This window comes from Chitinophaga solisilvae (genome assembly GCF_009928525.1).
Classification (GTDB): Bacteria; Bacteroidota; Bacteroidia; order Chitinophagales; family Chitinophagaceae; genus Chitinophaga; species Chitinophaga solisilvae.
In genome coordinates, this window is sequence record NZ_JAABOK010000006.1 from 108,623 (window position 1) to 133,199 (window position 24,577).

The 24,577-nt window shown below is 47.7% G+C and carries 23 protein-coding genes; 7 read left to right on the forward strand and 16 right to left on the reverse strand.

The features are described 5' to 3' along the window. Window positions 1–23 precede the first annotated feature (23 nt). Window positions 24–896: a cell division protein FtsX gene (locus tag GWG06_RS13845; RefSeq protein WP_127038259.1), complete on the reverse strand. Its 873-nt coding sequence runs from the start codon at window positions 894–896 to the stop codon at window positions 24–26. A gap of 248 nt (window positions 897–1,144) precedes the next feature. Between GWG06_RS13845 and leuS the strand changes: the two genes are divergently transcribed. Further along, on the forward strand, window positions 1,145–3,910 hold the full coding sequence (leuS, locus tag GWG06_RS13850) for a leucine--tRNA ligase (protein WP_160713881.1): 2,766 nt from the start codon (window positions 1,145–1,147) through the stop codon (window positions 3,908–3,910). A gap of 153 nt (window positions 3,911–4,063) precedes the next feature. Here leuS and GWG06_RS13855 read toward each other — a convergent pair whose 3' ends face one another. The 4 genes from GWG06_RS13855 to GWG06_RS13870 are packed head-to-tail and all read right to left on the reverse strand — an operon-like array spanning window position 4,064 to window position 6,753. Next, entirely contained in the window at window positions 4,064–4,315 is a 252-nt protein-coding gene (locus GWG06_RS13855) for a hypothetical protein (protein ID WP_160713882.1), read from the reverse strand. Between the two features lie 13 nt (window positions 4,316–4,328). Next, window positions 4,329–4,586 (reverse strand): hypothetical protein, encoded by a 258-nt coding sequence (locus GWG06_RS13860; RefSeq protein ID WP_127038253.1) that lies wholly within the window; start codon window positions 4,584–4,586, stop codon window positions 4,329–4,331. Between the two features lie 9 nt (window positions 4,587–4,595). After that, window positions 4,596–6,002, reverse strand: coding sequence for a radical SAM protein (locus tag GWG06_RS13865; RefSeq protein ID WP_160713883.1), 1,407 nt, complete (start codon window positions 6,000–6,002; stop codon window positions 4,596–4,598). Beyond that, on the reverse strand, window positions 5,995–6,753 hold the full coding sequence (locus GWG06_RS13870) for a prolipoprotein diacylglyceryl transferase (protein ID WP_160713884.1): 759 nt from the start codon (window positions 6,751–6,753) through the stop codon (window positions 5,995–5,997). Before GWG06_RS13870 ends, GWG06_RS13865 begins: the two co-directional genes overlap by 8 nt. Before the next feature lie 66 nt (window positions 6,754–6,819). Between GWG06_RS13870 and GWG06_RS13875 the strand changes: the two genes are divergently transcribed. Continuing rightward, on the forward strand, window positions 6,820–7,506 hold the full coding sequence (locus tag GWG06_RS13875) for a peptidoglycan DD-metalloendopeptidase family protein (RefSeq protein ID WP_127038247.1): 687 nt from the start codon (window positions 6,820–6,822) through the stop codon (window positions 7,504–7,506). A 59-nt stretch (window positions 7,507–7,565) separates the two neighbouring features. Here GWG06_RS13875 and GWG06_RS13880 read toward each other — a convergent pair whose 3' ends face one another. Genes GWG06_RS13880 through GWG06_RS13890 form a run of 3 tightly spaced genes read right to left on the reverse strand, consistent with a single transcriptional unit; the run spans window position 7,566 to window position 13,603 of the window. Beyond that, window positions 7,566–8,966 carry a RagB/SusD family nutrient uptake outer membrane protein gene (locus GWG06_RS13880; protein ID WP_160713885.1) on the reverse strand — a complete coding sequence of 467 codons (1,401 nt, stop codon included), beginning with the start codon at window positions 8,964–8,966 and terminating at the stop codon, window positions 7,566–7,568. A 24-nt stretch (window positions 8,967–8,990) separates the two neighbouring features. Beyond that, window positions 8,991–12,563: a SusC/RagA family TonB-linked outer membrane protein gene (locus GWG06_RS13885; RefSeq protein WP_160713886.1), complete on the reverse strand. Its 3,573-nt coding sequence runs from the start codon at window positions 12,561–12,563 to the stop codon at window positions 8,991–8,993. 26 nt (window positions 12,564–12,589) lie between these two features. Beyond that, on the reverse strand, window positions 12,590–13,603 hold the full coding sequence (locus GWG06_RS13890; RefSeq protein ID WP_160713888.1) for a FecR family protein: 1,014 nt from the start codon (window positions 13,601–13,603) through the stop codon (window positions 12,590–12,592). 262 nt (window positions 13,604–13,865) lie between these two features. Here GWG06_RS13890 and GWG06_RS13895 point away from each other — a divergent pair, with 262 nt between their 5' ends. Together GWG06_RS13895 and GWG06_RS13900 are read left to right on the forward strand one after the other, a co-directional pair. Beyond that, on the forward strand, window positions 13,866–14,477 hold the full coding sequence (locus tag GWG06_RS13895) for an RNA polymerase sigma factor (RefSeq protein ID WP_160713890.1): 612 nt from the start codon (window positions 13,866–13,868) through the stop codon (window positions 14,475–14,477). Window positions 14,478–14,622: 145 nt separating this feature from the next. Continuing rightward, a complete protein-coding gene (locus tag GWG06_RS13900) occupies window positions 14,623–15,468 on the forward strand; it encodes an endonuclease/exonuclease/phosphatase family protein (protein ID WP_160713892.1) in 846 nt (281 codons plus the stop codon). Window positions 15,469–15,588: 120 nt separating this feature from the next. Here GWG06_RS13900 and GWG06_RS13905 read toward each other — a convergent pair whose 3' ends face one another. The 3 genes from GWG06_RS13905 to GWG06_RS13915 form a co-directional block, all read right to left on the reverse strand. Further along, complete coding sequence (locus GWG06_RS13905; protein ID WP_160713894.1) at window positions 15,589–16,350, reverse strand: hypothetical protein; 762 nt, start codon at window positions 16,348–16,350, stop codon at window positions 15,589–15,591. Between the two features lie 152 nt (window positions 16,351–16,502). Next, on the reverse strand, window positions 16,503–17,807 hold the full coding sequence (locus GWG06_RS13910) for a M20/M25/M40 family metallo-hydrolase (protein WP_127044470.1): 1,305 nt from the start codon (window positions 17,805–17,807) through the stop codon (window positions 16,503–16,505). Between the two features lie 143 nt (window positions 17,808–17,950). Then, window positions 17,951–18,139: a hypothetical protein gene (locus GWG06_RS13915; protein WP_160713896.1), complete on the reverse strand. Its 189-nt coding sequence runs from the start codon at window positions 18,137–18,139 to the stop codon at window positions 17,951–17,953. Window positions 18,140–18,230: 91 nt separating this feature from the next. Between GWG06_RS13915 and ruvB the strand changes: the two genes are divergently transcribed. After that, on the forward strand, window positions 18,231–19,259 hold the full coding sequence (ruvB, locus tag GWG06_RS13920; protein WP_127044472.1) for a Holliday junction branch migration DNA helicase RuvB: 1,029 nt from the start codon (window positions 18,231–18,233) through the stop codon (window positions 19,257–19,259). A gap of 116 nt (window positions 19,260–19,375) precedes the next feature. Here ruvB and GWG06_RS13925 read toward each other — a convergent pair whose 3' ends face one another. The 3 genes from GWG06_RS13925 to GWG06_RS13935 all read right to left on the reverse strand — a co-directional run bounded on the left by GWG06_RS13925 (window position 19,376) and on the right by GWG06_RS13935 (window position 21,933). Continuing rightward, on the reverse strand, window positions 19,376–20,083 hold the full coding sequence (locus GWG06_RS13925) for a response regulator transcription factor (protein WP_235938336.1): 708 nt from the start codon (window positions 20,081–20,083) through the stop codon (window positions 19,376–19,378). A gap of 117 nt (window positions 20,084–20,200) precedes the next feature. Further along, complete coding sequence (locus GWG06_RS13930; protein ID WP_127038831.1) at window positions 20,201–20,992, reverse strand: DUF3108 domain-containing protein; 792 nt, start codon at window positions 20,990–20,992, stop codon at window positions 20,201–20,203. 11 nt (window positions 20,993–21,003) lie between these two features. Further along, on the reverse strand, window positions 21,004–21,933 hold the full coding sequence (locus GWG06_RS13935; protein WP_160713898.1) for a lysylphosphatidylglycerol synthase domain-containing protein: 930 nt from the start codon (window positions 21,931–21,933) through the stop codon (window positions 21,004–21,006). Between the two features lie 91 nt (window positions 21,934–22,024). Between GWG06_RS13935 and ruvC the strand changes: the two genes are divergently transcribed. Both ruvC and GWG06_RS13945 read left to right on the forward strand, forming a co-directional pair. Beyond that, window positions 22,025–22,585 carry a crossover junction endodeoxyribonuclease RuvC gene (ruvC, locus tag GWG06_RS13940; protein ID WP_173962884.1) on the forward strand — a complete coding sequence of 187 codons (561 nt, stop codon included), beginning with the start codon at window positions 22,025–22,027 and terminating at the stop codon, window positions 22,583–22,585. Between the two features lie 178 nt (window positions 22,586–22,763). Further along, complete coding sequence (locus GWG06_RS13945) at window positions 22,764–23,459, forward strand: response regulator transcription factor (RefSeq protein ID WP_127038822.1); 696 nt, start codon at window positions 22,764–22,766, stop codon at window positions 23,457–23,459. 3 nt (window positions 23,460–23,462) lie between these two features. Here the strand turns inward: GWG06_RS13945 and GWG06_RS13950 are convergent, their stop codons facing one another. Continuing rightward, on the reverse strand, window positions 23,463–23,852 hold the full coding sequence (locus GWG06_RS13950) for an HIT family protein (protein WP_202183022.1): 390 nt from the start codon (window positions 23,850–23,852) through the stop codon (window positions 23,463–23,465). Between the two features lie 196 nt (window positions 23,853–24,048). After that, window positions 24,049–24,522, reverse strand: coding sequence for a transcription elongation factor GreA (greA, locus tag GWG06_RS13955; RefSeq protein ID WP_127038817.1), 474 nt, complete (start codon window positions 24,520–24,522; stop codon window positions 24,049–24,051). Between the last annotated feature and the right edge of the window lie 55 nt (window positions 24,523–24,577).

The following is a 24,577-nucleotide window of genomic DNA, read 5'->3' on the forward strand; positions in this document are numbered from 1 at the left end:
AATGATCTTCAGTAAGGGTTTGATTAGTACAAATCATCCAGTTTCAACCGCAGGTATTTCATCACAGAGCGGTGTGTGCTGAACAGGGAAATACAGATACCAACAATAAGCATCCCCAGGAATAAGAGGGCAATCATCACATTATCGCGCAGGCCGTTCAGCTCCGGCAATGTTTTGTTGGCAAAAGACAGGATAGCCACCAGACCGGCAATAGCGATCAACGCACTGATAGCGCCATTCACAATACTGCGCAGGTCAAAAGGCTTGGCAATAAACCATCTGGTTGCTCCTACCATCTGCATGGTTTTAATCAGGAAACGGTTGCTGAACATCGCCAGACGGATGGTATTATCTATCAGGAAGATCACCACCAGCGCCAGCAGGCAACTGATAATCAGGATGACCATCCCTATTTTATTCACGTTTTCATTCAGCTTGCTCACCAGGGTACGCTGATAGGAGATCTCACGCACAATGCTCTGCTGGGAGAGATTATTCTCAATAATCTTCAGACTGTCGTTATTAACATAGCCGGCATTGGCTTTGATGTTAATACTGGCATACAGCGGGTTATATTCCAGCAGTTTGATAAAATCTTCCCCGAAATCTTTCTGGAAGCGCTGTGCTGCCATATCCTTGGACACATATTCAATAGACTTGATATACGGCTTATGGGCGATAGAGTCTCTCAGGGCCAGCGCCTGGCTTTCTTTTACATTGTCTCTCAGAATAACCTGTACCTCAATACTTTCCTTGAAGTACTTACTCAGTTTGCTGGCATGAATAACCACCAGGCCCAGAGTGCCCAGTGAAAACAGTACCAGTGCCACACCAATAATGGAGTACAGGTAAGAAGGTTTAGACTTTTTTGCTGATGATTTCCCGGATTGCGCCATTAATCTGCAGTTTATCGGCGAAAATAATAAAAATTAGTAGTTATGTGTTTAATTTTGCCTCCCGGCTCCATTATAATGTTAAGAATCGGCAATATATAAAGATGTTCGGGTATGACATTGTGCTATTAATGATTTTAACATTATTTTGCTGGTCAGGCATAACAAAAAATTAAATTTATAACTGATAACGCGGTACAGGTGCGGTGTATTGTCTGCATCCCCTTTATTACCGCTCATCTACAACTGATATGGAATACAATTTCAGGGCAATTGAAAAAAAGTGGCAGCAGCAATGGCAGGAGTCCCACGCTTACAAGGTAAGTAACGACAGCCCCAAACCCAAATGTTATGTGTTGGACATGTTCCCCTACCCGTCCGGTGCGGGCCTGCATGTCGGACACCCCCTCGGATACATTGCGACCGATATCTACGCACGCTATAAAAGGCTGAAAGGCTTTAACGTACTGCATACCATGGGGTACGATGCCTTCGGTCTGCCTACAGAACAATATGCGCTGGAAACAGGGCAGCACCCTATCGTTACCACCGAACAGAATATTAAGGCTTTCCGTGAACAGCTGGATAACATCGGCTTTTGCTATGACTGGGACCGCCAGGTAAATACCAGCGACCCTTCCTACTATAAATGGACACAGTGGATTTTCCTGCAGCTGTTTGAAAGCTGGTACAACCGCAGCAGCCAGCAGGCAGAACCTGTCAGCACCCTCACCGCCATCTTTGAAAAAGAAGGCAACACCCGCCATATCTGCCCCGGCGACCGTCAGCTGCAGTTCTCCGCGGAAGAGTGGAAAGGCTTTGACGAAGCTGTACAACGCAATATTATCATGCAGTACCGCCTTGGCTACCTCGACTATGCCGAAGTTAACTGGTGTCCCGCCCTGGGCACCGTACTCGCCAACGATGAAGTAGTGAACGGCGTGAGCGAGCGCGGCGGATATCCCGTGATAAAGAAGAAAATGCGCCAGTGGTTCCTGCGCATCACCGAATACGCCAACCGCCTGCTGGAAGGGCTGGAGAAAGTATCCTTCAGCGACGCCATGAAAGAAATGCAACGCAACTGGATCGGGAAAAGCCAGGGCGCTGAAATAAAGTTTGCCCTGAAAAATGCTGCTGCACATATCGAAGTATATACCACCCGCCCGGATACCATCTTCGGCGTAGACTTTATGGTAATTGCTCCGGAACATGAACTGATACAGCAAATTACTACCCCGGAACAGCAAAGCGAAATTGAGAAATATCTCGACTACGTGCAAAGCCGTTCTGAGCGTGAGCGCATGGCCGATGTTAAACAAATCACCGGCTGTTTCACGGGCGCATATGCCATCAATCCGTTCAATGGCCGCGAAATCCCGGTATGGACCGCTGAATATGTACTGGCAGGCTATGGCACCGGCGCTATTATGGCTGTGCCCTGCGGCGATCAGCGCGACTTCGGCTTTGCCCGCCATTTCAATATCCCCATCACCAATATCATCGGGGATGCTTTCAACGGCAACGAGGCCAATCCTACCAAAGACGCCATCCTCCAGAACAGCGACTTCCTCAACGGCATGGTCATGAGACCCGCTATGGACGTGGTAATCAACAAACTGGAAGAGATGCGTATCGGTAAACGCCAGATCAACTACAAAATGCGCGACGCGGGATTCAGCCGCCAGCGCTACTGGGGCGAACCTTTCCCGATCATCTATAAAGACGGTATCCCATATGCCATGGACGAAAAAGATCTCCCGCTGGAATTACCATATGTGGAAAACTATAAACCGGGAGAAGAAGGAGAAGGCCCGCTGGCCAATATCACCGACTGGGTGAACGTAGCCCCCGGCATTAAAAGGGAAACCAACACCATGCCCGGATACGCCGGCAGCAGCTGGTATTTCCTCCGATACATGGACCCGCATAACAACAACACCTTTGCCGACCGCAAAGCCACCGACTACTGGAATCAGGTAGACGTATACGTGGGCGGCACCGAACACGCTGTAGGCCACCTGCTCTATTCCCGCATGTGGACAAAAGTATTGTTCGACCTCGGCCACATCGGCTTCGACGAACCCTTCAAATCCCTGATCAACCAGGGTATGATCGGCGGCAGCTCCAGGCTCGTATACCGCATACGCGGTACACACCAGTTCGTATCCGCCGGCCTGAAAGACCAGTACGAAACCGACGAACTCCACGTAGATGTTAACATCGTGGATGGCGTGGAACTGGACACCGAAGCCTTCAGAAAATGGAAGCCCGACTTCTCCGAAGCCACCTTCATCCTGGAAGACGGTAAATATATCTGCGGCGTACAGCTCGAAAAAATGAGCAAGCGTTTATTCAATACCGTTAACCCGAACGACCTCGTGGAAAAATTCGGGGCAGATACCTTCCGCATGTACGAAATGTTCCTCGGCCCTGTGGAACAGTCCAAACCATGGGATACCAAAGGCATTGAAGGCGTTCACCGCTTCCTGAAAAAACTGTGGCGCCTGTTCTCTGATGAACAGAAAGGGCTCATCGTTACCAACGATACACCTACACCGGCTGAACAGAAAGTGCTGCACAAAACCATCCACAAAATCGATGGCGATACCACCACCTTCTCGTTCAACACCGCTGTCAGCCAGTTCATGATCTGCGTGAACGAACTCTATACGCTGAAATGCCATAAACGCGCTGTGCTGGAGCCATTACTGATACTCCTCACACCATATGCGCCTCACCTCAGCGAAGAACTGTGGCATCAGCTGGGCAACACCTCCAGCATTCTGGATGCACCTTACCCGGTATACGATGAACAGTTCACCAAAGAAAGCGCCTTCAATTACCCTATCGCTATCAACGGTAAAACACGCGCCGAAATGGGCTTCGCCCTCGATGCCGACAACAGCGCCATCGAACAGGAAGTACTCTCCAGCGAAATAGTACAGAAATGGCTGGAAGGAAAAGCACCGAAGAAAGTGATTATTGTGAAAGGAAGGATGATTAATGTAGTGGTTTAAAATAATTACGAATTACGAATTGCGAATTACGAATGTATAAGCGAAGAGCTAAACGAAGATTAAAAGAGATACTTAATAGTTATCACCTTTAATCTTCGTTTAGCTCTTCGCTTCTACATTCGTAATTCGCAATTCGTAATTCGTAATTATTTCTCACAATATTACCCAGCCTGTAATAAACGCCACCACCGATATAATCAGTGCTGATAATATTAAGCTCAGTCCTGCTGATCTGTCTTCAGCAATTAGCATAGAAACGCCTACTATACCGTAGGCGATGGCCAGCATCAGGGTCATGATGCCTATCGTTTCCAGGTCATTGCCCCGGGTGGCGGCCAGGGCAATAAAGAAGAGCAGCAGGGGAATACCGCTGAGATAAAGTATTCTTCTGATTAATTCCTTCATAATACCTGTTTTATTACATGCTGGCCAGGATCAGCCCGCAGGTGGAAAGTCCTACCAGCAACATAATACCGGCAGACAACAAAAGTGCTTTCCCTATTTCCTCATGTTTAACAATCAACAGGATAACGCCTACTACTACATAGGCCGGTACTACAAACATAAGTAATAACCCTGCACCAATAATGCCCTCGTCGCCTGACAGGACGGCTATCAGAGCTATTCCCAGCGGCACCAGTAAGGCCCAGAGCAGTTTTCTGACAAAAGTACTCATATGGATGCTTTAAGGCTGAATAAAAGTACGTTCCTGCTGCAATGTTTGCAGGTACGCTTCTTTATCGTCCCGGTAAAATAAGTTCATCGTTTCAAACGGAATAATACGGCCATCTTTATGTACAATGTGTACACATGATTTTTTGATGGCGCGTACATCGAAGTCATACGCATCCAGGAAGCGCATGATAACAATGCGGAAAAGATTGTTATAGCCGAGCCCCGGCGCCTGCACCTGCGGCAGGCAACATAGTAAGGATTGCATATCATCCAGCGCCTTATCGGTAGAGATGCCCGTACTGAATATTTTCAGCACATGCTGATGCAGTTTTTCGTCCTGTTCGTATACGATGGTATTCTTTCCGTTATTCAGCAGCACAGCCGGATCCACAAAGCGGGTAAGCGGAAATACCTGCCCGTCTATTTTCAGCGCGTAGGCCATTGCCAGCGCATCCGGGTTACAGGGTACGGGAATGATGTCATTCTGCTGGAAGACAGGCGACTGCTCCAGGATACGTTGTCGTACTTCCGTTAACGTTATACGGTCCGTTGCCGGATCAAAGCCATCAGTACGGCCTGCCACCTGCACCGGCTGAAAGGTAACGCCGCGTACGCAGGGCTGCTGCAGGGCATAGTCTATTATACGACCCATTTCATCTTCATTCACACCCCGTTGCAGGGTAACAACGAGCGTGGTGCTCAGGTTTACCTCGTTCAGGTTGGCCAGCGCCTGCTGCCGTATATCTGTAAGATCCTTTCCACGCATACGTTCCAGCGCCTCCGGTTTAAAAGAGTCAAACTGAAGATACACTTCAAAATCAGGCATATAGGTAGCCAGGCGGGCAGTAAATTCTTTATCCTTTGCAATCCGCACGCCGTTGGTATTTATCATCAGATGGCGGATAGGCTTACGTTTGGCGATATCCAGTATTTCAAAAAACTGCGGATGAATGGTAGGCTCGCCGCCGGAAAGCTGAATAACATCCGGCGTACCTTCGTTGGCCACAATAATATCCAGCATCTCCTCTATCTCTTCCAGCGTACGGTGGCGGCCGTAATGCGGCGACGACATCGCATAGCAGGTAGGGCAGGTCAGGTTACAACGGTCTGTTACCTCGATCACCGTCAGACAGGAATGCTGTTCATGATCCTGGCACAGGCCGCAGTCGTACGGACAGCCGTAATGTGTGCTGGTATTGGTTTTCAGTGGCGCTTCCGAAGGTTTGTTATAATTACGTGTATTCTTATAGTAGTCAATATCTGTGGCTATCAGCACTTTTTCCCGGCCATGTTCCCGGCAGTGCTTCACCAGGAATACCTTGTTATCTTCAAATATAACCTTTGCGTCTACACGCCGTAAACAGGTGCTGCAGATACTCAGCGTAAAATCGTAGTAGGTGTAATTCTTCTCAGGCATATTGCTTCCTTATTAGTCGTGATGGATATATGATAACCGGCAGATAATATATCAATCCTGCCAGGCAGGCCAGCTGAATAGATCCCAGGCCGAAGGCGAAGCGATAGCCGGGCTTGATAAAATCCAGCAGGAGCCTGAACAGCAGGTAGCCTATCATAAAAAGTTTGAATCTTGCGCCGGATACCAGCTGAAAGCGGCTGTCCGTAAAGCGTAATGCCTGCCATAGCAGCAGCAGAAACCCAATTTCATATAGTGATACCGGGTGGCGCAGGGCCTCATCGCCCAGGTGCATGCCCCATGGCAGCGAGGTGGGCAGCCCATAGGTTTCTTCATAGATACCCATGCTGAAACAGCCTGTACGTCCGATCATCATGGCAAGTATAAGCGGATAGGTAAAGAGGTCGCCGCTGGAATGCGGTTCCCGGATGAATTTCTTTACGGATTCAACCCCGATCAATCCGCCGAGAAGCCCACCTACTATCGTTTTGCTCTGGTAGATGTATAACAGCAGATTTCCGGTCTGCATCAGCCCCGGAGGGTTCTCCAGCGCACCCAGCAAACGGCTGCCGAACAAAGCGCCGAAAATTGCGCCGATAATCACCCAGATACGGTTGCCGCTGGGCAGCTGATCGCCCTGGCGGCGACGCAGATACAGGAAATAGCGGAATCCGAGGAACATTCCGAGTGATTCCATAACAGCGTGCAGCGGTAGCCGGAAAGATAATATGGACACATAAACTGGATACGTCACGGGGCTACTATTATTTTATCCACAAATTAATATTTATATTTAGATGAAAGTCTAGCCTCTCAAAATATGTTACAGGAAGTATTAAAGCGGCACCAGGCCACTTTTGAACCCGTTATCCCGCTATTACACCAGCATGAAAAATTACTGGTCATGGATTTCACGGCCAATAATACCGTTCTCACAAAAAATATTCTTAACAACATAGACCGGTTTTGCGGATATATCACGCACACCCTGGAAGCAGGCGGCTGCCGCCTGGGTATCGGCGGATACAATGAACACCGGACCATTTATGCGGTAAGCCCCCATTTCGATGCCGGGGAAGAGCCGCGGCGACTGCACCTGGGTATCGATGTATGGGGCCCCACGGGCACGCCTGTTATGGCGCCCATCAAAGGGCATATACACAGCTTCCGGTTCAACGATGATTTCGGGGACTACGGTGCAACCATCATCCTGCAGCATAAACTTGACGGCTATACGTTTTATACGCTGTATGGTCATCTGAGTATCACCAATCTGCAGGGATTGTATGAAAATATGCCGGTAGCTGCCGGTCAGCAGCTGGCCTTCTTCGGTACGCCCGCCGAAAACGGCGGATGGCCGCCGCATCTGCATTTCCAGGTCATCAGGGAAATGCAGCACTACCGGGGCGATTATCCCGGCGTCTGCCGCTACAGCGAACGTGAAAAATACCTGCAGAACTGCCCCGATCCCGATCTTATCTTACAAATGAATCAATACGCACGATAAAAAAGGCCGCCGGTAAATACCAGGCGGCCTTGTGTCTATTATGGTCGGTTTATAATCAGTTACTTGGAATTCTGCTGCAGACTTGAGTTATACGCCAGCGCCTTCACAGAAAAAGGCATAATCCACAACAGCGACTCCGGCTTAATGGAGTAGGTCTTATCCCCTTCCGTTTTAGTAATGGTAGTCCTGAACAGCGGATCGTTATTAAAGCGGCGTATATCCAGGTAAGGCAGCCCCGTTCCGCGGTATTCAGACAGCTTCTCCCGGCGAATCAGCCGCATGGCCTCTTCCAGTGTGGAAGCGGTAGCATCGGCATATAATTCAGGCAGTATGCGCTTCCGGCGAACAGTATTGATATATGTCATCGCTTCGCTGTACCTGCCTGCACGTGCCAGACATTCTGCCTTGATGTAGTACATTTCCGGCGTACGGATACCGCCCGCATTGACGTTATCCATCCTGCGATAGTACCAGATGGTTTCCAGCCCAACACCCATACTTCTTGTCATAAAATTCACCAGAAACCGCGCATCACCTTTATCATACGCGGAAGAATCCGCATGCCTGAGCGAGGAAATATACATTCCCTGAACCTGCATATACTGACTGCCATAGTGGAAAATATAATTCTCCGGATTGGTGAATTCAAACTTGGGAGTATTGATAGAAATTGTTGGCTTATCAATAACAGCCTTATTATCATTGTAATATTTCACATAATCAAACAGGTTGCTGTTATAGCTCAGCGCCGAATCAGCAAAGGCTTCAGCCTGTTTGTAATTCTTCATAAAAAGATGCACACGGGAGAGGAAGGCAAAGCCGGTCCCCTTATTCGCATACAATACGTTTTCAGCCGTTTTGGGAAGATCCGGCATCGCAGCATTCATATCATTCAATACAAAATCATAAATGCTTTTTACAGATAACTGCTGTGGCTTGCCTTCCGGATCGGTGGTAAGATTCAGCACCACGCCCGGATCGCTTGCGGAAGTAGCCGGATCATACATTTTAGCATAGGAGGTAATCAGGTAAAAGTACAGCATGCTTCTTCCCACCCTTGCCTGGGCTACCAGCCGCGCCTTATCTGCAGCGCTGCCCGTAGTAGCTTCAGGTACATTGTTCACCAGTACATTATAGGCAAATATCCCTCTGTAGGCATCGTTATAACCACCGTCATCATTAATCTGGTCTACCCTGCTTTTATCTTCCTGCCAGTTGTAGTTGATGGTAGTGAGATTGACTGCTATCTGCTGTGAGAGCGGCAGGTAGAACTCATTGGCGACTATTGTCTGATTTGAATAATCAAATGTATGTACGAATTTGGATTCCATCATGGGCTTGTAGTCCTCAAACTTCTGCGGGATCTTCTGGCCCTTTGGAACGATCTCCAGGTATTTTTTACAGCTGGTGGCTCCTATCATCAGACTGCCACATAATACTAGTTGTATGATTCTTTTCATAAACAAAATCATTTGCCGGATGAATTAAAGAGAGATGTTAAACCCGAAATTATAAGTAGGCATGACAGGCAGCTGACGGCCACCCAGACGCAGGCCGTTGGCCTCCGGATCAATACCATCCTTATTGAAACTGATATAGAACAGGTTGTCTGCCTGGAAACGCACCCGTGCATCCGCCAGCCTTACCCGCTGTATCCAGCTTTTGGGCAGGGAATAACTCAGGGCAATATTCCTTGCCTTGATGTAGGCAGCGCTGCCCACATTCTGATCGCCGTAGGTATAGTAGGCGCCTCTGAAGTTCGCTTTGCGCTTGTCATACTCCCAGGATACACGTGGTATATTGGTAAATTTCTCATCGCCGGGTTGTTTCCAGCCATTGGCTGCTCCTGACAGAACACCGCCGTAGCTGGCAGTACCGCCAACGGTAGCGGCATCCAGGCGCATTACGTTACCGGCATGGTATACCAGCATCATGGACAACTGGAGGCTCTTATAGCTGAAGTTATTGATCAGCGCGCCACTGAAAGTAGGCACCAGCGATCCGCTGTACACGGCGATAGCCGGGTTAGTGACCGATGAATTCACCGCTTTGCCGTCAAAATTATAGATCAGAGGTTCTCCGTATTCATTGAGGCCGGCATACGGATAGCTGTACATACTTCTGTAAGGATAGCCCTCCTGGAAGTTGCTGCCCATGTCGCCGTCAGATATTAACACGCTGGCAGTAGCCGGCTTGAGATCCACACGGGTCACCTTATTTTTGTTGAAGGAACCATTCAGCGTTACCTCCCATCCAAAGTCGCGCTGACGGATCACTTGTCCCTTGAGAGATAATTCCAGGCCCTTGTTGTTCATAGCGCCGTTGTTCAGCTTGGCGGTGGCATAACCCAGTGTAGGGTCTACGCTGGTATAGGTCAGCAGATCTGTACTGTTCCTGTTATAAATATCAACGGAACCGGATATACGATTTTTCAGTACGGAGAAGTCCACACCGAAGTTGGTGGTAGCCGTACGCTCCCAGCGCAGGTTAGGATTGGGCGGGGATACTACGGAACCCGCCATATTGTTGGTTAATATATTCATGGCATAAGATACCACCATGAACGGACCGGCATCGCGCGCTACGTTTCCGTTGATACCGTAAGAAGCGCGCAGCTTCAGCATATCCAGCCAGGAAACATCTTCCAGGAACTGCTCCCTGTTCATGATCCAGCTACCGCCAACTGACCACAACGGCCGGTACTGATAGGTAGGATTAGTACCAAACAGGTTGGATAAATCATAACGCGCACTTCCGGATACCATATACTTATTGTTATAGGTATAGCTGGCATTACCATAGAAAGAGAAGTAGCGGTTAATATTTTCACCCAGGCTGGACAGATCTCTGTAACTCAGTCTGCCAACCGCCCTGTTCAGCCCTGTCACACCGTTTATCAGGTCGTTCAGGTAACTCAGCGGAATATAATCGAGCGTAAGGTCATCATAGCCGAAGAAGGTCAGGTTATCCCTGTTATTCTTTATCTCCCTGGTTTCAGAACCGGCTATGGCTACTATTTCATGCTTACGGTTGATGTTTTTATTAAAGTTCAGCTGGTTACGCAGCGTATAGGCGCGCAGGCTGTTATTGAACGTACGGAAAGAATTTCCTCTGGGCAGTTTCCATAATACATTCCCTTTATCATCGAGGGTGGTATAGCTGTTCAGTTTCTTCTGCATGTAGTTGGATTGCTCATCCAGCAGCTGTTCTGACCGGCCGTTGTTCCTTTCATACTGGAACATGGTTTCATAGGTAAGCCAGGGTGTTATTCTTGCATTGAGTTTTCCATACAGCCTGGTTTTCATATTCCGGACCCTGGCAGTGTTATATTTCAGTTCATTTTCCAGTACCATCAGGTGCTGGGGATAGAGATTATATTTTTCCAGGTCGGCAATTTCATCCGGGAAGGCGGCATTACGCATGGGCAGTGCCTTTCCGTTCTGATCGAAGATAGGCTCGAATGGCAGTTGATTATACAGGTAGCTGCCGGCGGAAACACCATCTGCTCCGGTAGTAGTGGCATCGCCATAGCTGATAAATGCACCGGCTTCCGCTGTCAGCCATTTATTAATTGACAGGGTATTTCTGAAGTTCAGTCCCAGTGTTTTGCCATGGTCGTTCCGCTCCATTCCCTGTTCATTCCGGAAAGTGGCGGAGAAGTTGAAAGCATTGCCTGCTGTGGCTTTGGAGACAGACAGGTTAAACTGCTGATTGGAGGCCGGGCGCATGAGAGAGAGTATCTGCTTCTTATACAGGTTCTGTGAGCGCAGCTCATTCATTTTAGCGTCGGCTTCGGCCTGCGTCAGCTTGCCTTCTGCTGCCTGCAGCAGTATATCCAGGCCGGGAGTCATGGCGCCCCTGTAGTTACGGATACGTGCCGCTTCCTGCAGTGGCGATGTTTTCAGCGCAGGGTTATCGTTGATATAGCGGTAGATGAGGTCCACGCTTTCGTTGGCATCCGTTGTCTTCAGGTAAGAGAGATCATATTTTGATGTCACGGCATAGTCTCCGGAGAAGTTGATACGGGCCGCGCCGGATTTAGCTTTTTTAGTAGAGATAACGATCACGCCGTTGGCGGCACGCGCGCCATAGATAGATGCTGCAGCGGCATCTTTCAGTACGGTGATGCTTTCAATATCTTCCGGGTTAATATCCGGCGGAGCATCTACTAATCCTCCCATATCGGTATAGGAAACATTTTCAACCGGGAATCCGTCTATTACATAGAGCGGAGCTGCACTGGCAGCCAGGAATGTGCTGGTGCCGCGCACGCTGATTCTTCCGTTGTAGCTCACCACACCTGGCAGGTTACCTTCCAGCATCTGCGACAGTCCGGAGATACGGCGTTTTTCCAGGTCGGAAGATTTTACCGTAGCGAAAGCGCCGGTAGCGCGTTCTTTTGATAACGTCTGATAACCGGTAACTACCACTTCGTTGAGTACTTTGCTATTCAACACTACATTCATGAACGCAGATTTTCCGAGCGGCACTGTTTTACGATCCATACCGGCGAAGGTGAATACCAGCCCGGCAGTATTTGACGGAACGCTGATAACGAAGGAGCCGTTATTATCTGTGAGCGCCCATTTCTTAGCACCTTCCGCCTGGATGGTAACACCGGGTAACGGCGTACCGTTCTGGTCTTTCACTGTACCGGACAAGGTGCGTTGCTCCTCGCCTGCCGTTACGCCGGGGCCTGCCGCCGGCAGGTTGGTAGCCGGCAAATCCTTTTTCTGCCGTGCTACAATGGTGTAATGGTTCTGATCTACATAGAGGAAAAGCAGTCCGTTATTATACAGGATGCTTTTTAATATTTCTTCCACCGGCTTGCCTTTCATGGCATCTACATTGGTGTTGGTATGTTTCTTTTCTACCAATACCCCTTCATACATAAAAGTAGTTCCGTAAAGCTGCGTTACCCTTTGCAGTGCATACTTCACCGGTACAGGCGTTCCTTTTGATGCGGGTGATTGCTGCGCTACAGCACACATGCCCGTGAGTAACAGTACGCATAGGTACAGGAAGCCATACAGGCTTTGTCTGGTACAAATCCTCATTGATCTTGGTTTTAGTAATATGTCATTTAATATCCGCGCTGACCGTTGTCCCGGAATATCAGCGTATCATTGTTCTTCTCAATTTTTACGTTCAGTATTGCAGATAATTCAAACAATACGTTGTTAACATTTTTCAGTGATAATGTTCCTTCAATAGTGCGGCTGGCAATGGATGTATCCTGCAGTATGATGGTAAAGCCATAGGTATCCTGCAGTGTATAAATAATATCCTGTACAGATGTTTGTTTAAGTTGCATTTTATGTACTGTCCACGCCAGCTCAGAAGTCTTGCTGGACAAGGATTTCAGCAGCTGTTTTTTCTCTTCGCTCCAGGCGGCTTTCTGATCCGGCACTAATATCAGCGGCTGTTGTTGTGGAGCAGATACCTTCACCTTTCCCTGTTTCAGGAATACAATGGTGCTGCCGCGGCGTTGCTTTACATTGAATACCGTTCCCAGCACTTCCACATTCACCTGGCCGGCATGTACGGTAAAATGTGGTACGCTGGCTATGTTGACAGGACGCACATCAAACAGTGCTTCTCCCTGCAGCCATACTTCCCGTTTGCCATCCTTCCACCGGGGATACTGTAGTTCCGAGTGCGAATTGAGTACTACTACAGAAGAATCGGGTAATACCACCCTCACCTGCTGCCCGTATCCGCTCCTGACTTTATGCATACGCGGCGGAAGAAGCAGGTACCAGGCAGTAAGGATGAATAACGGTATCAGTACCGCGGCTGCCAGCCAGCGTTTCCTGCTATGCTGCCGCACAGGTATAACCGGCACTGCTGTCAGTTCTGCCTGGATCTGTTGCCAGACCAGTGCTTTATCTGCCGGCGCCGGACTGATACGCTCCAGGCTAAGAATAGCATCCATGGCGGCTATAGCCTGTTCCAGCGCAGCCAGGTTACCCGGAGCCCCGTGATGATATGTTGTCCAGAAGGCAGCTGCTTCCGGGGTGGCATACTTTCTCCACTCCAGAAAAAATGCATCTTCCAGAAAATCATCCTTCGTAAATAAATGATAGTTTTTTTTCAATACCAGTATCTCATTAGCCTCAAAATCGCCCCACAGGAAAGTAAAAATGACTTAGCCGTGTTCATAGAGAACACAAAGAATTTGCAAATCACCCCACTTTTTCTCAATTATTTTATAATTTTTTAATTAAAACTTATAGATGCCTTGATTTTATTGATTTTACGTTCATCAATAATTTTCATATTTATTTATTGCCTGGCAGTTGGCAAACAACCGGGTACGACTATACTTTTTTTTGTACATTTAGCCGATCAAGAGGGAGATGGATCTTTTATCAGCTGCTGACACCGTACTCTGGGGAGCATTCCTACAAGGCAACCAACAGGCATTTGCAACCATATATGACCGTTACTTTGAACGGTTGTACGAATATGGTATGCGCCTGCATTCCGGTAGCGACCTGGTGAAAGATGCCATACAGGAGCTTTTCATTAAACTATGGACCAACCGCAGCACCCTCAGCACTACTGTAGATCCGCGCCCCTACCTGCTGGTAGCCCTGCGCGGTGTTATATATAACCGGCTGCGCCCCCGGAAAAATGTGTTGCTGGTTGCTTTTGACCAGCAGCAGCACGACTTCCACGCACACTTCTCCTCCGAACACGCCTATATTAAAAAAGAACAACTGCAGGAACAGCAGCAGCAGCTATTACAGGCGCTGAACCAACTCAATGCCCGTCAGAAGGAAATCATCTATCTCCGGTATTTTGAAGAACTGGATTATGAACAGATCGCCGGCATCATGGGCATCTCCGTAAAAGGCGCCTACAAACTATCTGCACGCGCGCTCAAAAACATGCGGGACATCATGCAGGTATCCGTTGCAGTAATCCTTAGAATACTGGCGGGTTTGAGACCGGAACACCATTCCTGAATTGCGAATTACGAATTAAAAGCGAAGACTTAAGCGGGTAAATATTATCGTTCGTTTAAATCTTCGCTCCTCATTCGTAATTCGCAATTCGTAATTTGTAATTCTTTCTATCACGTATTATTTTGTGCGTTTAAATCTGAAAAGCATGAAAAAGATATGGCTATCGGGTCTTTGCTGCCTGATGATAAGCGCGGCTATGGCGCAATCACCGTTAAAGGTAATGACCTTCAATATCCGGATGAATACGCCGCACGACAGCTTAAATGCCTGGCCTCACCGTAAGGATAAGGTGGCGTCTACCGTATTATTCCATGAAGTAGCCACGCTCGGCGTACAGGAGGCCCTGTATGACCAGATGCAGGACCTGCAGCAAAGACTGCCGCAATATAAATCTATCGGCGGCGGCCGTGATGATGGGAAAACCAAAGGCGAATTTTCTGCTATCTTCTATGATACTACCCGTCTGCAGTTACTGAAAACGGCTACCTTCTGGCTGTCAGAAACACCGGATGTTCCCGGCAGCAAAGGCTGGGATGCGGCTATTACCCGTATTGTTACCTGGGGGCTGTTCAGAGACCGGCAAACGAAAAAAACATTCTATCATTTCAATACCCACTTCGATCATATGGGTAAGGTTGCCCGCCGTGAAAGCGCTAAGTTCCTGCTGCAGCAGGTGCATAAGATTGCCGGCAGCACCCGCGCCATCATTACCGGCGATTTTAATGCCACACCGGATGATGAACCCATCCAGGTAGTGATGAATGCAGGCGATCCGTTACATTTTACTGACAGCAAAGCTATCAGCACCACGCCACACTACGGCCCCGTGGGCACTTTCAACGGATGGCGCGCCGGCGAAGTGGAAGATAAACCTATTGATTACATCTTCCTGAAAGGCGCATTTAAAGTAAAAAAACACGCCACCCTCTCCGAAACCTGGGGCGGCCGCTATGCCTCCGACCACTTCTCTGTATTCGCGGAGCTGCAGTAAAAAAGAATTTTATTATTTAATTATCTGAGATTTTGTTTCACATAAAAATGCCCGCTGAATTATCAGCGGGCATTTTTATGTGAAACAAAATCTCAAATAATTAAATAACTACATCATAAATTAATTGTGGGTGTGTTCAACAGTCATGCTGTTTTCCAGTGCGTCTACCACTTTGTTGTGGAGATTGCCGTTTACATCCACGCTGATCTGGAGCTTGCCATTGGTAAACGATCCGGTGAAGTCGCCCACCTGCAGCTTGGTCAGGATCAGATCCATAGAAACCTGCAGCTTGCCTTTCCAGATAATGTTTTTGTCTGTTACAACTACATCCTTTCCATGCGCCTTTAACTCGATGACACCGGAGAGGAGAATTTCCATCGGTATCTTCTTGCCATCCCAGGTAAGGAATCCTTTCAGCCTTACAGCAGGATTTTTTCTGTCGCCTTCAACGCGGGCATATACTTTTACCTGCTGGTAGGTACCAACCGGGATTTTAATGCCGCCGATGATAGCTGGTACTTTCTTCAGGTCAATCTGACGATCTGTTCTCAACCTGAATTCCAGTTCATCTTTACCACGTTTTGCATCGAAGCGGATCTCTCTCAGACGTGCGGTAGCTGTGTCCCACGTGATATCGAAACCGCCGGATGCAGCTTTAGCCATAGCAGCGTCGCCGGTGAGGGCAGATAAACGGCCGGAAGCATCAGGTGTTAAGGTGGAGGTTTGGTTGATAGCAGAAACTTCGTAGTTGACAGTAGCTGAATCCTTGATTAAGGCTGGTTGATCGCCCCCATCAGGAGAAGCCATTTCTTTTGAACATGATGCGAGCACCATGGATGCAATGCACACGGCACCGCAGAATTGTAGGATTCCGGTTTTCATATTTGATATGGTTTTAAATGACTATTGGGGAAATTACGCCGGTAAAAATAAATAAGAAATCCGATAAAAAAACTATTTGTGTATTAATTAAAAAAGAAAGATCCGGATGAGACAGTCTCATACCGGATCAATATATGATGCGCTACCCGCCTTTATCTTGCAGGAAGCGGTGCAATTCGTGTAGGCGTTGCCGTACCATTCACAATACTGGTGGAACTGGTGGCAATAGCTTTAATAATATCTGTAATATTTGTTACATCCAATGTAGCCAGCTCATCATCTACCGTGTGATAAAAGGTATCTTTATCGATCTGTGTGGTTGAGATCGTATGTGCAGGTACGCCCAGTCTGGCCAGGGTGGCGTTGTCCGAGCGATAGAACAGATCCTGTTCAGGATAAGGGTCCGGGTAAAAATGGAAAGCGGATCCTTCCAGGCTGCGTTGCAGGATAGTGCCGAAGTCCGATTTATCGAAGCCGGTAATGAAGGCGCTGTTCTTTCCAAATTTGGATTCCTTACCAATCATTTCAATATTGAACATGGCTACCACCTTGGCAGGGTCCAGCTTTTCAGAGAAGTAGGAAGAGCCGTAACCACCGCTTTCTTCGGCAGTGAAAGCAACAAAGATGATGGAGCGCGCCGGACGTTTCTTGCTGAAGTAGCTTGCCAGCGTAATCACCGCTGTGGTGCCGGAGGCGTCATCATCGGCGCCGTTGGCGATGCTGTCGCCAGCAACTGCAGGCAATACACCCAGGTGATCGTAATGCCCGGAGAATACCACATATTCATCCGGTTTGGTGCTGCCTTTAATCATACCGGCAACATTCGCATAATCACGGCTCTTTACTTCACGCGTTACTTCCAGTGACCAGCTGGCAGTATCTGGCACCGGATCTTTTTCGTATATCAGCACTACCTGGTGTGCTGCTTCCTTAGCGATAATCTCTTCCGGGGTGTTATAAAATCTTCCGGAGAAGGAATGGGAAATACCATCGAGATAGCCGGCCATGGAAGGGTCCAGCCAGATAACCAGGTCTTTCTGACGCGGATTTTTATCGCGCAGCAATTTCATCATCTGTCCCGGATCTTTGACGTGTACAATAGTGGTGGATGTATCGTTCTTGATCCGGATATGTGTGCTGGTGCCTACCGGTACTACGGGCCAGTCTTTGCTTTCACCGTTTATCACCAGTTGCTGGCTGACAGGTTGCAGGCCGTATTTGATAAAGTGCTGCTGAAAATCCTTTTCTCCCGGCAGAGGTTTAATACCTGCTTTTTTAAATTCACTGCTGATAAATGCTGCAGCTTTTTCAATGCCGGGAGTTCCGGGGGAGCGGCCCTGCATATCATCAGCAGCGAGGGTTTGAATGATGCGCGCTACTTCTTTCTGCTCAATTTTCTGCGCGTTGGCAGCGGTCATATAACCGGCGGCGAGCGATAACAATAGAATCTTTTTCATATTGCGGTTTAGTCCTTTTTTATTGCTTTTATTTTGTGTCGGGTTGTCGTATTTCCGTGCGGGCACAGGCTGCGGTAAACTAATGTATAACGGCGGCTTATCTGTACCGTACCGCAATGCTAACATTTTTCCGTCAGGTGATACTAACATCTTAGTACCATAGTGCCGGCCGCAGTGGCGGCGGGTATATGGCAGCCATGCAGTAAGGCCGCAGCAGCAGTATGATTGACCTGCATACGGTCAGTCTTCTCTGCATGCCCATTACTGCTCTCCGGGAAATGGTATTGGATGCGGATGCCGGTCAGCCGGCAGAAAGGGGGACGGAATACCATGGTGGATTGCTGGTTGTATAATGGTTGTCAAGATACAAATATCCGGATAAGATACAGTGCCGAATTATTTGGTACTTTTGATACAATTATTATGTCCAATCAGCCTTTAAGACCAGAAGAGAATAAGCTCAGCGCTGCTGAGAAAGAGTTCGAGAACAGTATCCGGCCCAGGGAGATCATGGATTTTTCCGGGCAGGATCAGATTATCGAAAACCTGAAGATATTTATCAAGGCCGCCAAAATGCGGGGCGAAGCGTTGGACCATATTCTGTTCCATGGTCCACCCGGACTGGGAAAAACAACGCTGTCGCGCATTGTAGCCAACGAGCTGGGAGTAAATATCAAGGAAACCTCCGGTCCGGTTATTGAGAAGCCGGGCGATCTTGCGGGATTGCTGACCAACCTGGAAGATAAGGATGTGTTGTTTATTGATGAGATTCACCGGTTAAGCACGGTAGTGGAAGAATACCTGTATTCTGCCATGGAAGATTACCGCATCGATATTATGATTGATACGGGGCCGAGTGCACGCAGTATCCAGATCAACCTGCACCCGTTCACGCTGATCGGGGCTACCACGCGTTCCGGCCTGCTCACCTCCCCGCTGCTGTCCAGGTTTGGTATTAAATCCAGGCTGGAATACTATAGTGCGGCCACCCTGCAGAAGATCATCTGGCGGGCTGCCGGTCTGCTGAACACCAAAATTACCTCCGATGCGGCTGCTGAAATAGCGCGCCGTTCCAGGGGCACTCCGCGTATTGCCAATGGCTTATTACGCCGGGTGCGCGACTTTGCGCAGGTGATAGGTAACGGTGTTATTGATCTTGACATAGCGCAGCTAAGCCTGAAAGCCCTCAACGTAGATGAATACGGCCTGGATGAAATGGATAACCGTATCCTGCAGGTCATCATCGAAAACTTCAAGGGAGGTCCGGTAGGTATCACTACCATTGCCACCGCAGTGGGAGAAGAATCCGGTACCCTGGAAGAAGTGTATGAGCCGTTCCTGATCCAGGAAGGCTTTTTGAAGCGAACCCCGCGCGGCAGAGAAGTAACGGAGAAAGCATACGTGCATTTGGGGAAAAGCCCGTTCAGGGGAGAAGGAAATCTGTTATTTTAATTACGAATTAAGAATGATGAATGATGAGTTAGGGCGAAGATTAAAGCGAAGAACAAATTTTGTCATTCGCTTTAATCTTCGCCCTAACTCATCATTCATAATTCTTAATTCATAATTTATTCCTTCACTACCAGCCTGAATCCATTTCCATGAATATTCACTATTTCAATATTCCCGTCATCTTTCAGGTATTTGCGTAGTTTGGCAATATACACGTCCATACTGCGGCCGTTGAAATAGGTATCGCTGCCCCATATTTTTTTGAGTGCGAGTTCGCGGGGGAGCAGGTCATTTTTATGTTCGCAGAGCATGTGCAGCAGTTCGTTCTCTTTGGGGGAGAGCGTGTGTGTTTCTCCGTTATGAGCCAGTGTGCGCAGGCGGGAGTTGAAGGCGTAGGAGCCTATCTGGAATTCGTGTTGTTCTTCCTCTTTGCTGTTCAGTTCCTGGTTACGTTTCAGGATGGCTTTTATTTTCAGGAGCAGCAGTTCGCTGTCGAATGGTTTGGCGATGTAGTCGTCTGCACCGAGTTTATATCCCTGAATGATGTCTTCCTTCATGGTTTTGGCGGACAGGAAGAACAGGGGGATATCGGGATCTACGTCACGGATTTCTTCCGCGAGTTTGAATCCGTCCATGTTGGGCATCATGATGTCCAGCAGGCAGATATCGAATTTCTCACGGCGGAAGGCTGCCAGTGCCAGGATACCATCGCGGCATAATTCCACGTCATAATCGTTCAGCTCGAGGTAGTTTTTAAGTACCATGCCCAGGTTGGTGTCATCTTCTGCCAGTAATATCTTTGGTTTACGTTCTTCCATAATCATAAAGGGTTGATTATAACAAATATAAAGTTTTTCTGTGGCACGAAAGGTCGGTAAAATTTGGACCTTACGGGTCAAAAGAATTGTTAAAACTCAGGCCGGCGCAGATTATGCAGAGGGTTAACGCTTGTCCAGCAGGGAGCTGAAGGGGTAACGGAGGTTGCTGTAGTTCACCATATCCACGATGATATTTCCAACGGAGATGGGGCTTTCCACGCGCAGGGGTACTTTATTGGCGTCGTCGCTCACCCATACGGTCATTTTTTCACCGCCTTCAAAAATGGTTCCCTTGATAAGCAGGGGTTTGAATTTGATGGCTCTGAACTTACCGAAGCGGGTGTTTACGTCTTCTTTTCCCAGATACCGGATATAGATATTATACACCTGGTCATCGAGGAACATGGCGAAGGGGATTTTATCGCCTTCCTTATACTTGCTGAAGTCGATATTACGGGCGTAATAGATGGCGCTGATAACGTCCTGTACGCAGGGAGGCACGGTAAAGGTGCCGTTGGTACTGATTGCCTGATGGGCAGCCTGGTTGAATACCACGTTGTTATAGATTTTATAACCGCCTTCATTTACGTTGCGCAGAAACTTCAGGGGCTGCATGGTAGCGGTGTCCAGGAAGGTTTCGTAGGTATCGCGCACTTTGAAGATCCAGTCGTAGGCACGGAAGGTTTTTCCGTTGCCGGTGATATGATATACATCGCGGTTGGCGAACCGTTCCAGGGCTACGTGAAAAGTGGCTTCTCCGGCGCCTACATACATGCGGCCGAGGTTGTACATAACTTTAAACGTGATATTTTCTCCTGCGTTGAAGCTGGTATTACGGATAGAGCAGAAGTCGTTTTGCGCTTCAGCGGGGTTAATACAGGAGAGACATAAGATGAGTAGCAGAAAATACCTCATTGCTTTGGTAGCTATTTTTCCTTAAAAATTTTTACTCCTAAAAGCAGCACACTTCCCAACACCGCCGGCAGTACCAGGTTGATCAGCCAGATACCGACAGTGGCGGCTATTATTGCGGCTGTATTGGAACTAAGCAACCCTAAAAAATATATGCTCACTTTTCCCCGGAGTCCTAACTCAGCAATGGCAATGGTAGGAACAATGGCCATTACGAGGTAAATCACGCTGTTTAACAGAAAGCCCTGCCACCACCAAAACTCCAGTCCGAGTGCGTCCAACAAAATCAAATACTGTGCCGAGAAGACGATGTACCGGAGCCCTGAAAGCAGCAACAGATACCGTAAATCACCGGATGAATATTTGACTATGATCTGTACAAATACTTTTGCCTTTCGCAGAAAAGGTATTTTTTCAAATACAGCCAGAATAATTTGTAACCGAAAATATAACAATATCGTCAGCGCACAAATAACTAAAAGTACACCGAACAGTATTTTCTCCCAGAAATTAGGGGCGAAATAACTGTTTTCCTTTACTGGCGCGAAGTTATTGAGGTAATAAATCATCCCGATTAACCCAAAGATAACAGTGATGATCAGCTGGCTGAAACTTCCTACTATGGTTGCCGCAATGGCTTTCAGCTTGTTATGATTTTTGAGATAAAGGATGCGTCCACCGTATTCGCCTACACGATTCGGGGTGTTGATAGACAGGGATACACCTGAAAGGATGGCACTGAATGCCCGCAGGAAAGAGATACTTTCCAGGGGTTTTACCAGCTTTTGCCATTTCCGGGCTTCCAGTCCCCAGTTGAACAGCATCAGTACCAGTACCAGTACAATCCCCATCCAGCCTTTCTTCTCCAGCGATTCGCCCATCTGTCGGAGGGACTGTTCCAGGTTATCCCGGTGGAGCAGCTGATGGTAAATTGAATACGCCAACCAGGCAAAAAGCCCCGTCCCTAATAAGTAATTGAGAATTATTTTGGTACTTTTGTTCAGATATCAAGATTTTTGCAAAAATATACTGTGGTTGGCAAACAAGTCAAAAATAATTCTCGGCATTGACCCCGGCACGCTGGTAATGGGCTACGGACTTATACTCGTAGAAGGAAAAAAAGCCAGTCTGATAGAAATGGATGTGCTGAAACTGTCCAGACTGAAAGATCACTATGAAAGGCTGCAACTGATTCACACACGCGTCCATGAACTGATTCAGCAACACAAACCTACCTGTTTCGCTATTGAAGCTCCCTTCTTCGGTAAAAACGTACAGAGTATGCTGAAGCTGGGCCGGGCACAGGGAGTCGCCATTGCTACCGCCATGCAGGCCGGATTAGCCGTAACAGAATATTCCCCGAAAAAAGTAAAGCAGTCTGTTACCGGCAACGGTAACGCGGACAAAGAACAGGTATGGCTTATGTTACAACGTATCCTCAGCATCACCGTACGCCCTGATTACTTCGATGCCACTGATGCACTGGCCGTTGCCGTATGCCATTACTATCAGGAAACCAACCCCTTGGCCGGCCTTTCCAAAGCAAAAGGATGGGAACAATTTTTGCAAAAGCACCCCGAAAGGATTTCCAGGTAATAAAAGCTTATTTTATAAATTCGTAAATTGTAGTTACTTTGTTTGAAATTGTTCATCCTGATTATAGGGCTAACCCGGTAGCATGACCGGAAAATAGCTTCACTATGAAAAATGACCATCATTTGTTAAGCAGCAATTTTGCAACAAGCTTTTTTATATTAATCAGCATCAGGCAAATATGAAAGCAAGAATCCTATTGGTGGAAGACGATCAATATATTGGTGCAGTTACAAAGAAACGATTGGAAGAAGCGGGCTATGATGTTGTGCACAGTATAGACGGCCAGGCCGCGTGGGAACAGTTCCAGTTGCGCTCTTTCGATATTTGTTTGCTGGATGTGGTAATGCCCAAAAAAGACGGACTGGCACTTGCCCAGCAAATACGTTCCGTTAATGACCACGTTCCCATCTTATTCCTCACTTCCAAAAATGAAAAAGAAGACAGGATCGCCGGGCTGCGCACCGGTGCAGACGACTATATCAGCAAGCCTTTCAGCATGCAGGAACTTATACTGCGTATTGAAGTTTTTCTGAAAAGAACCCGTAGCGCAGGCGCAGATAAAACCAACACCTACGCCATCGGCAAACTGACCTTCGACTACGAAGACCTCCGCCTCTACAATGAGTCCGGCGATGTTTCCATATCCCTGACCCAGAAAGAAGCGGAATTACTCAGATACCTGTGCAACAATCCGAATAAAACCCTGAAGAGAGAAGACATCCTTTCACACGTATGGGGAAAAGATGACTACTTCCTGGGCCGTAGTATGGACGTTTTTGTCACCAAACTGAGAAAACATTTTAAATCAGATCCCCATGTCAGACTGGAAACACTCCATGGCGTCGGATTCCGTTTTAATATCCCGGTAAAATAAATATTACAGCGCGGCGATAATCTGTGCCTGAATCTCCCTGAACTCATCAGGTGTGAGCTTTAACTTGCTGCGGGAAAAATTCATGTCATCCGCTGAATTGATAGGTATGAGGTGCATGTGCGCATGCGGCACTTCCAGCCCTACTACGCTCACCCCTATACGATTACAGGGAACCACCTTCTCAATGGCATGGGCAATAGGTTTCGCAAACAACAGATATTCCCGCATCAGCTCATCCGACACATCAAAAAACTTATCCGTTTCCGCTTTGGGAATAACCAGCGTATGACCCTTTACCAATGGAAAAATATCCAGGAAGGCATAGAAATGATCGTTTTCAGCAATTTTATAACTGGGAATTTCGCCGTTGATGATTTTCGTGAAAATAGTCATGATGCAAATGAATTAGAAATTATGAATTATGAATTATGAGTTAGCACGAAGATCAGAGCGAAAAATCAAATAACGTCATTCATTCCAATCTTCGCGCTAACTCATAATTCATAATTCATAATTTAAAAGAAGGGTTCATAAAAAAGGGAATGCTCCCGCATCCCCTGCAAATATCGTGAAAAAGCCATATCCACACTTAAGCGGAAATATTTTCAATTTTAAATTTAATACTACCGTTCGGCGCCTGCACATCAGCGACCTCGCCTACCTGTTTGCCTAACAGCCCCTTGCCTATCGGAGAAGTCACGGAAATTTTGCCGGCCTTCAGATCAGCCTCGGTTTCAGATACCAGCTGATACGTGAATGTTTTCTTGTTGGCTATATTGGTGATGGTCACTTTACAAAGAATGGAAACCTTGGATGTATCTATAGCATCTGCACTTACAATGCGGGAGGTAGCAATAGCGTTCTCCAGCTGTGCTATCTTGGCCTCGTGTATACCCTGCGCTTCTTTGGCGGCATCATATTCGGCATTTTCCTTCAAGTCGCCCTTTTCACGTGCTTCCGAAATAGCTCTCGCAATCTCAGCGCGTCCTTTGGTTTTCAGGATGCTCAGCTCATTCATCATTTGATCCAGGGTTTCTTTCGTAACGTAGTTTATGCCAGACATAACCTGCTTTGTTTTTATTGGTTATAAGAAAAAAAAATCAACGCCTCCATTTGCA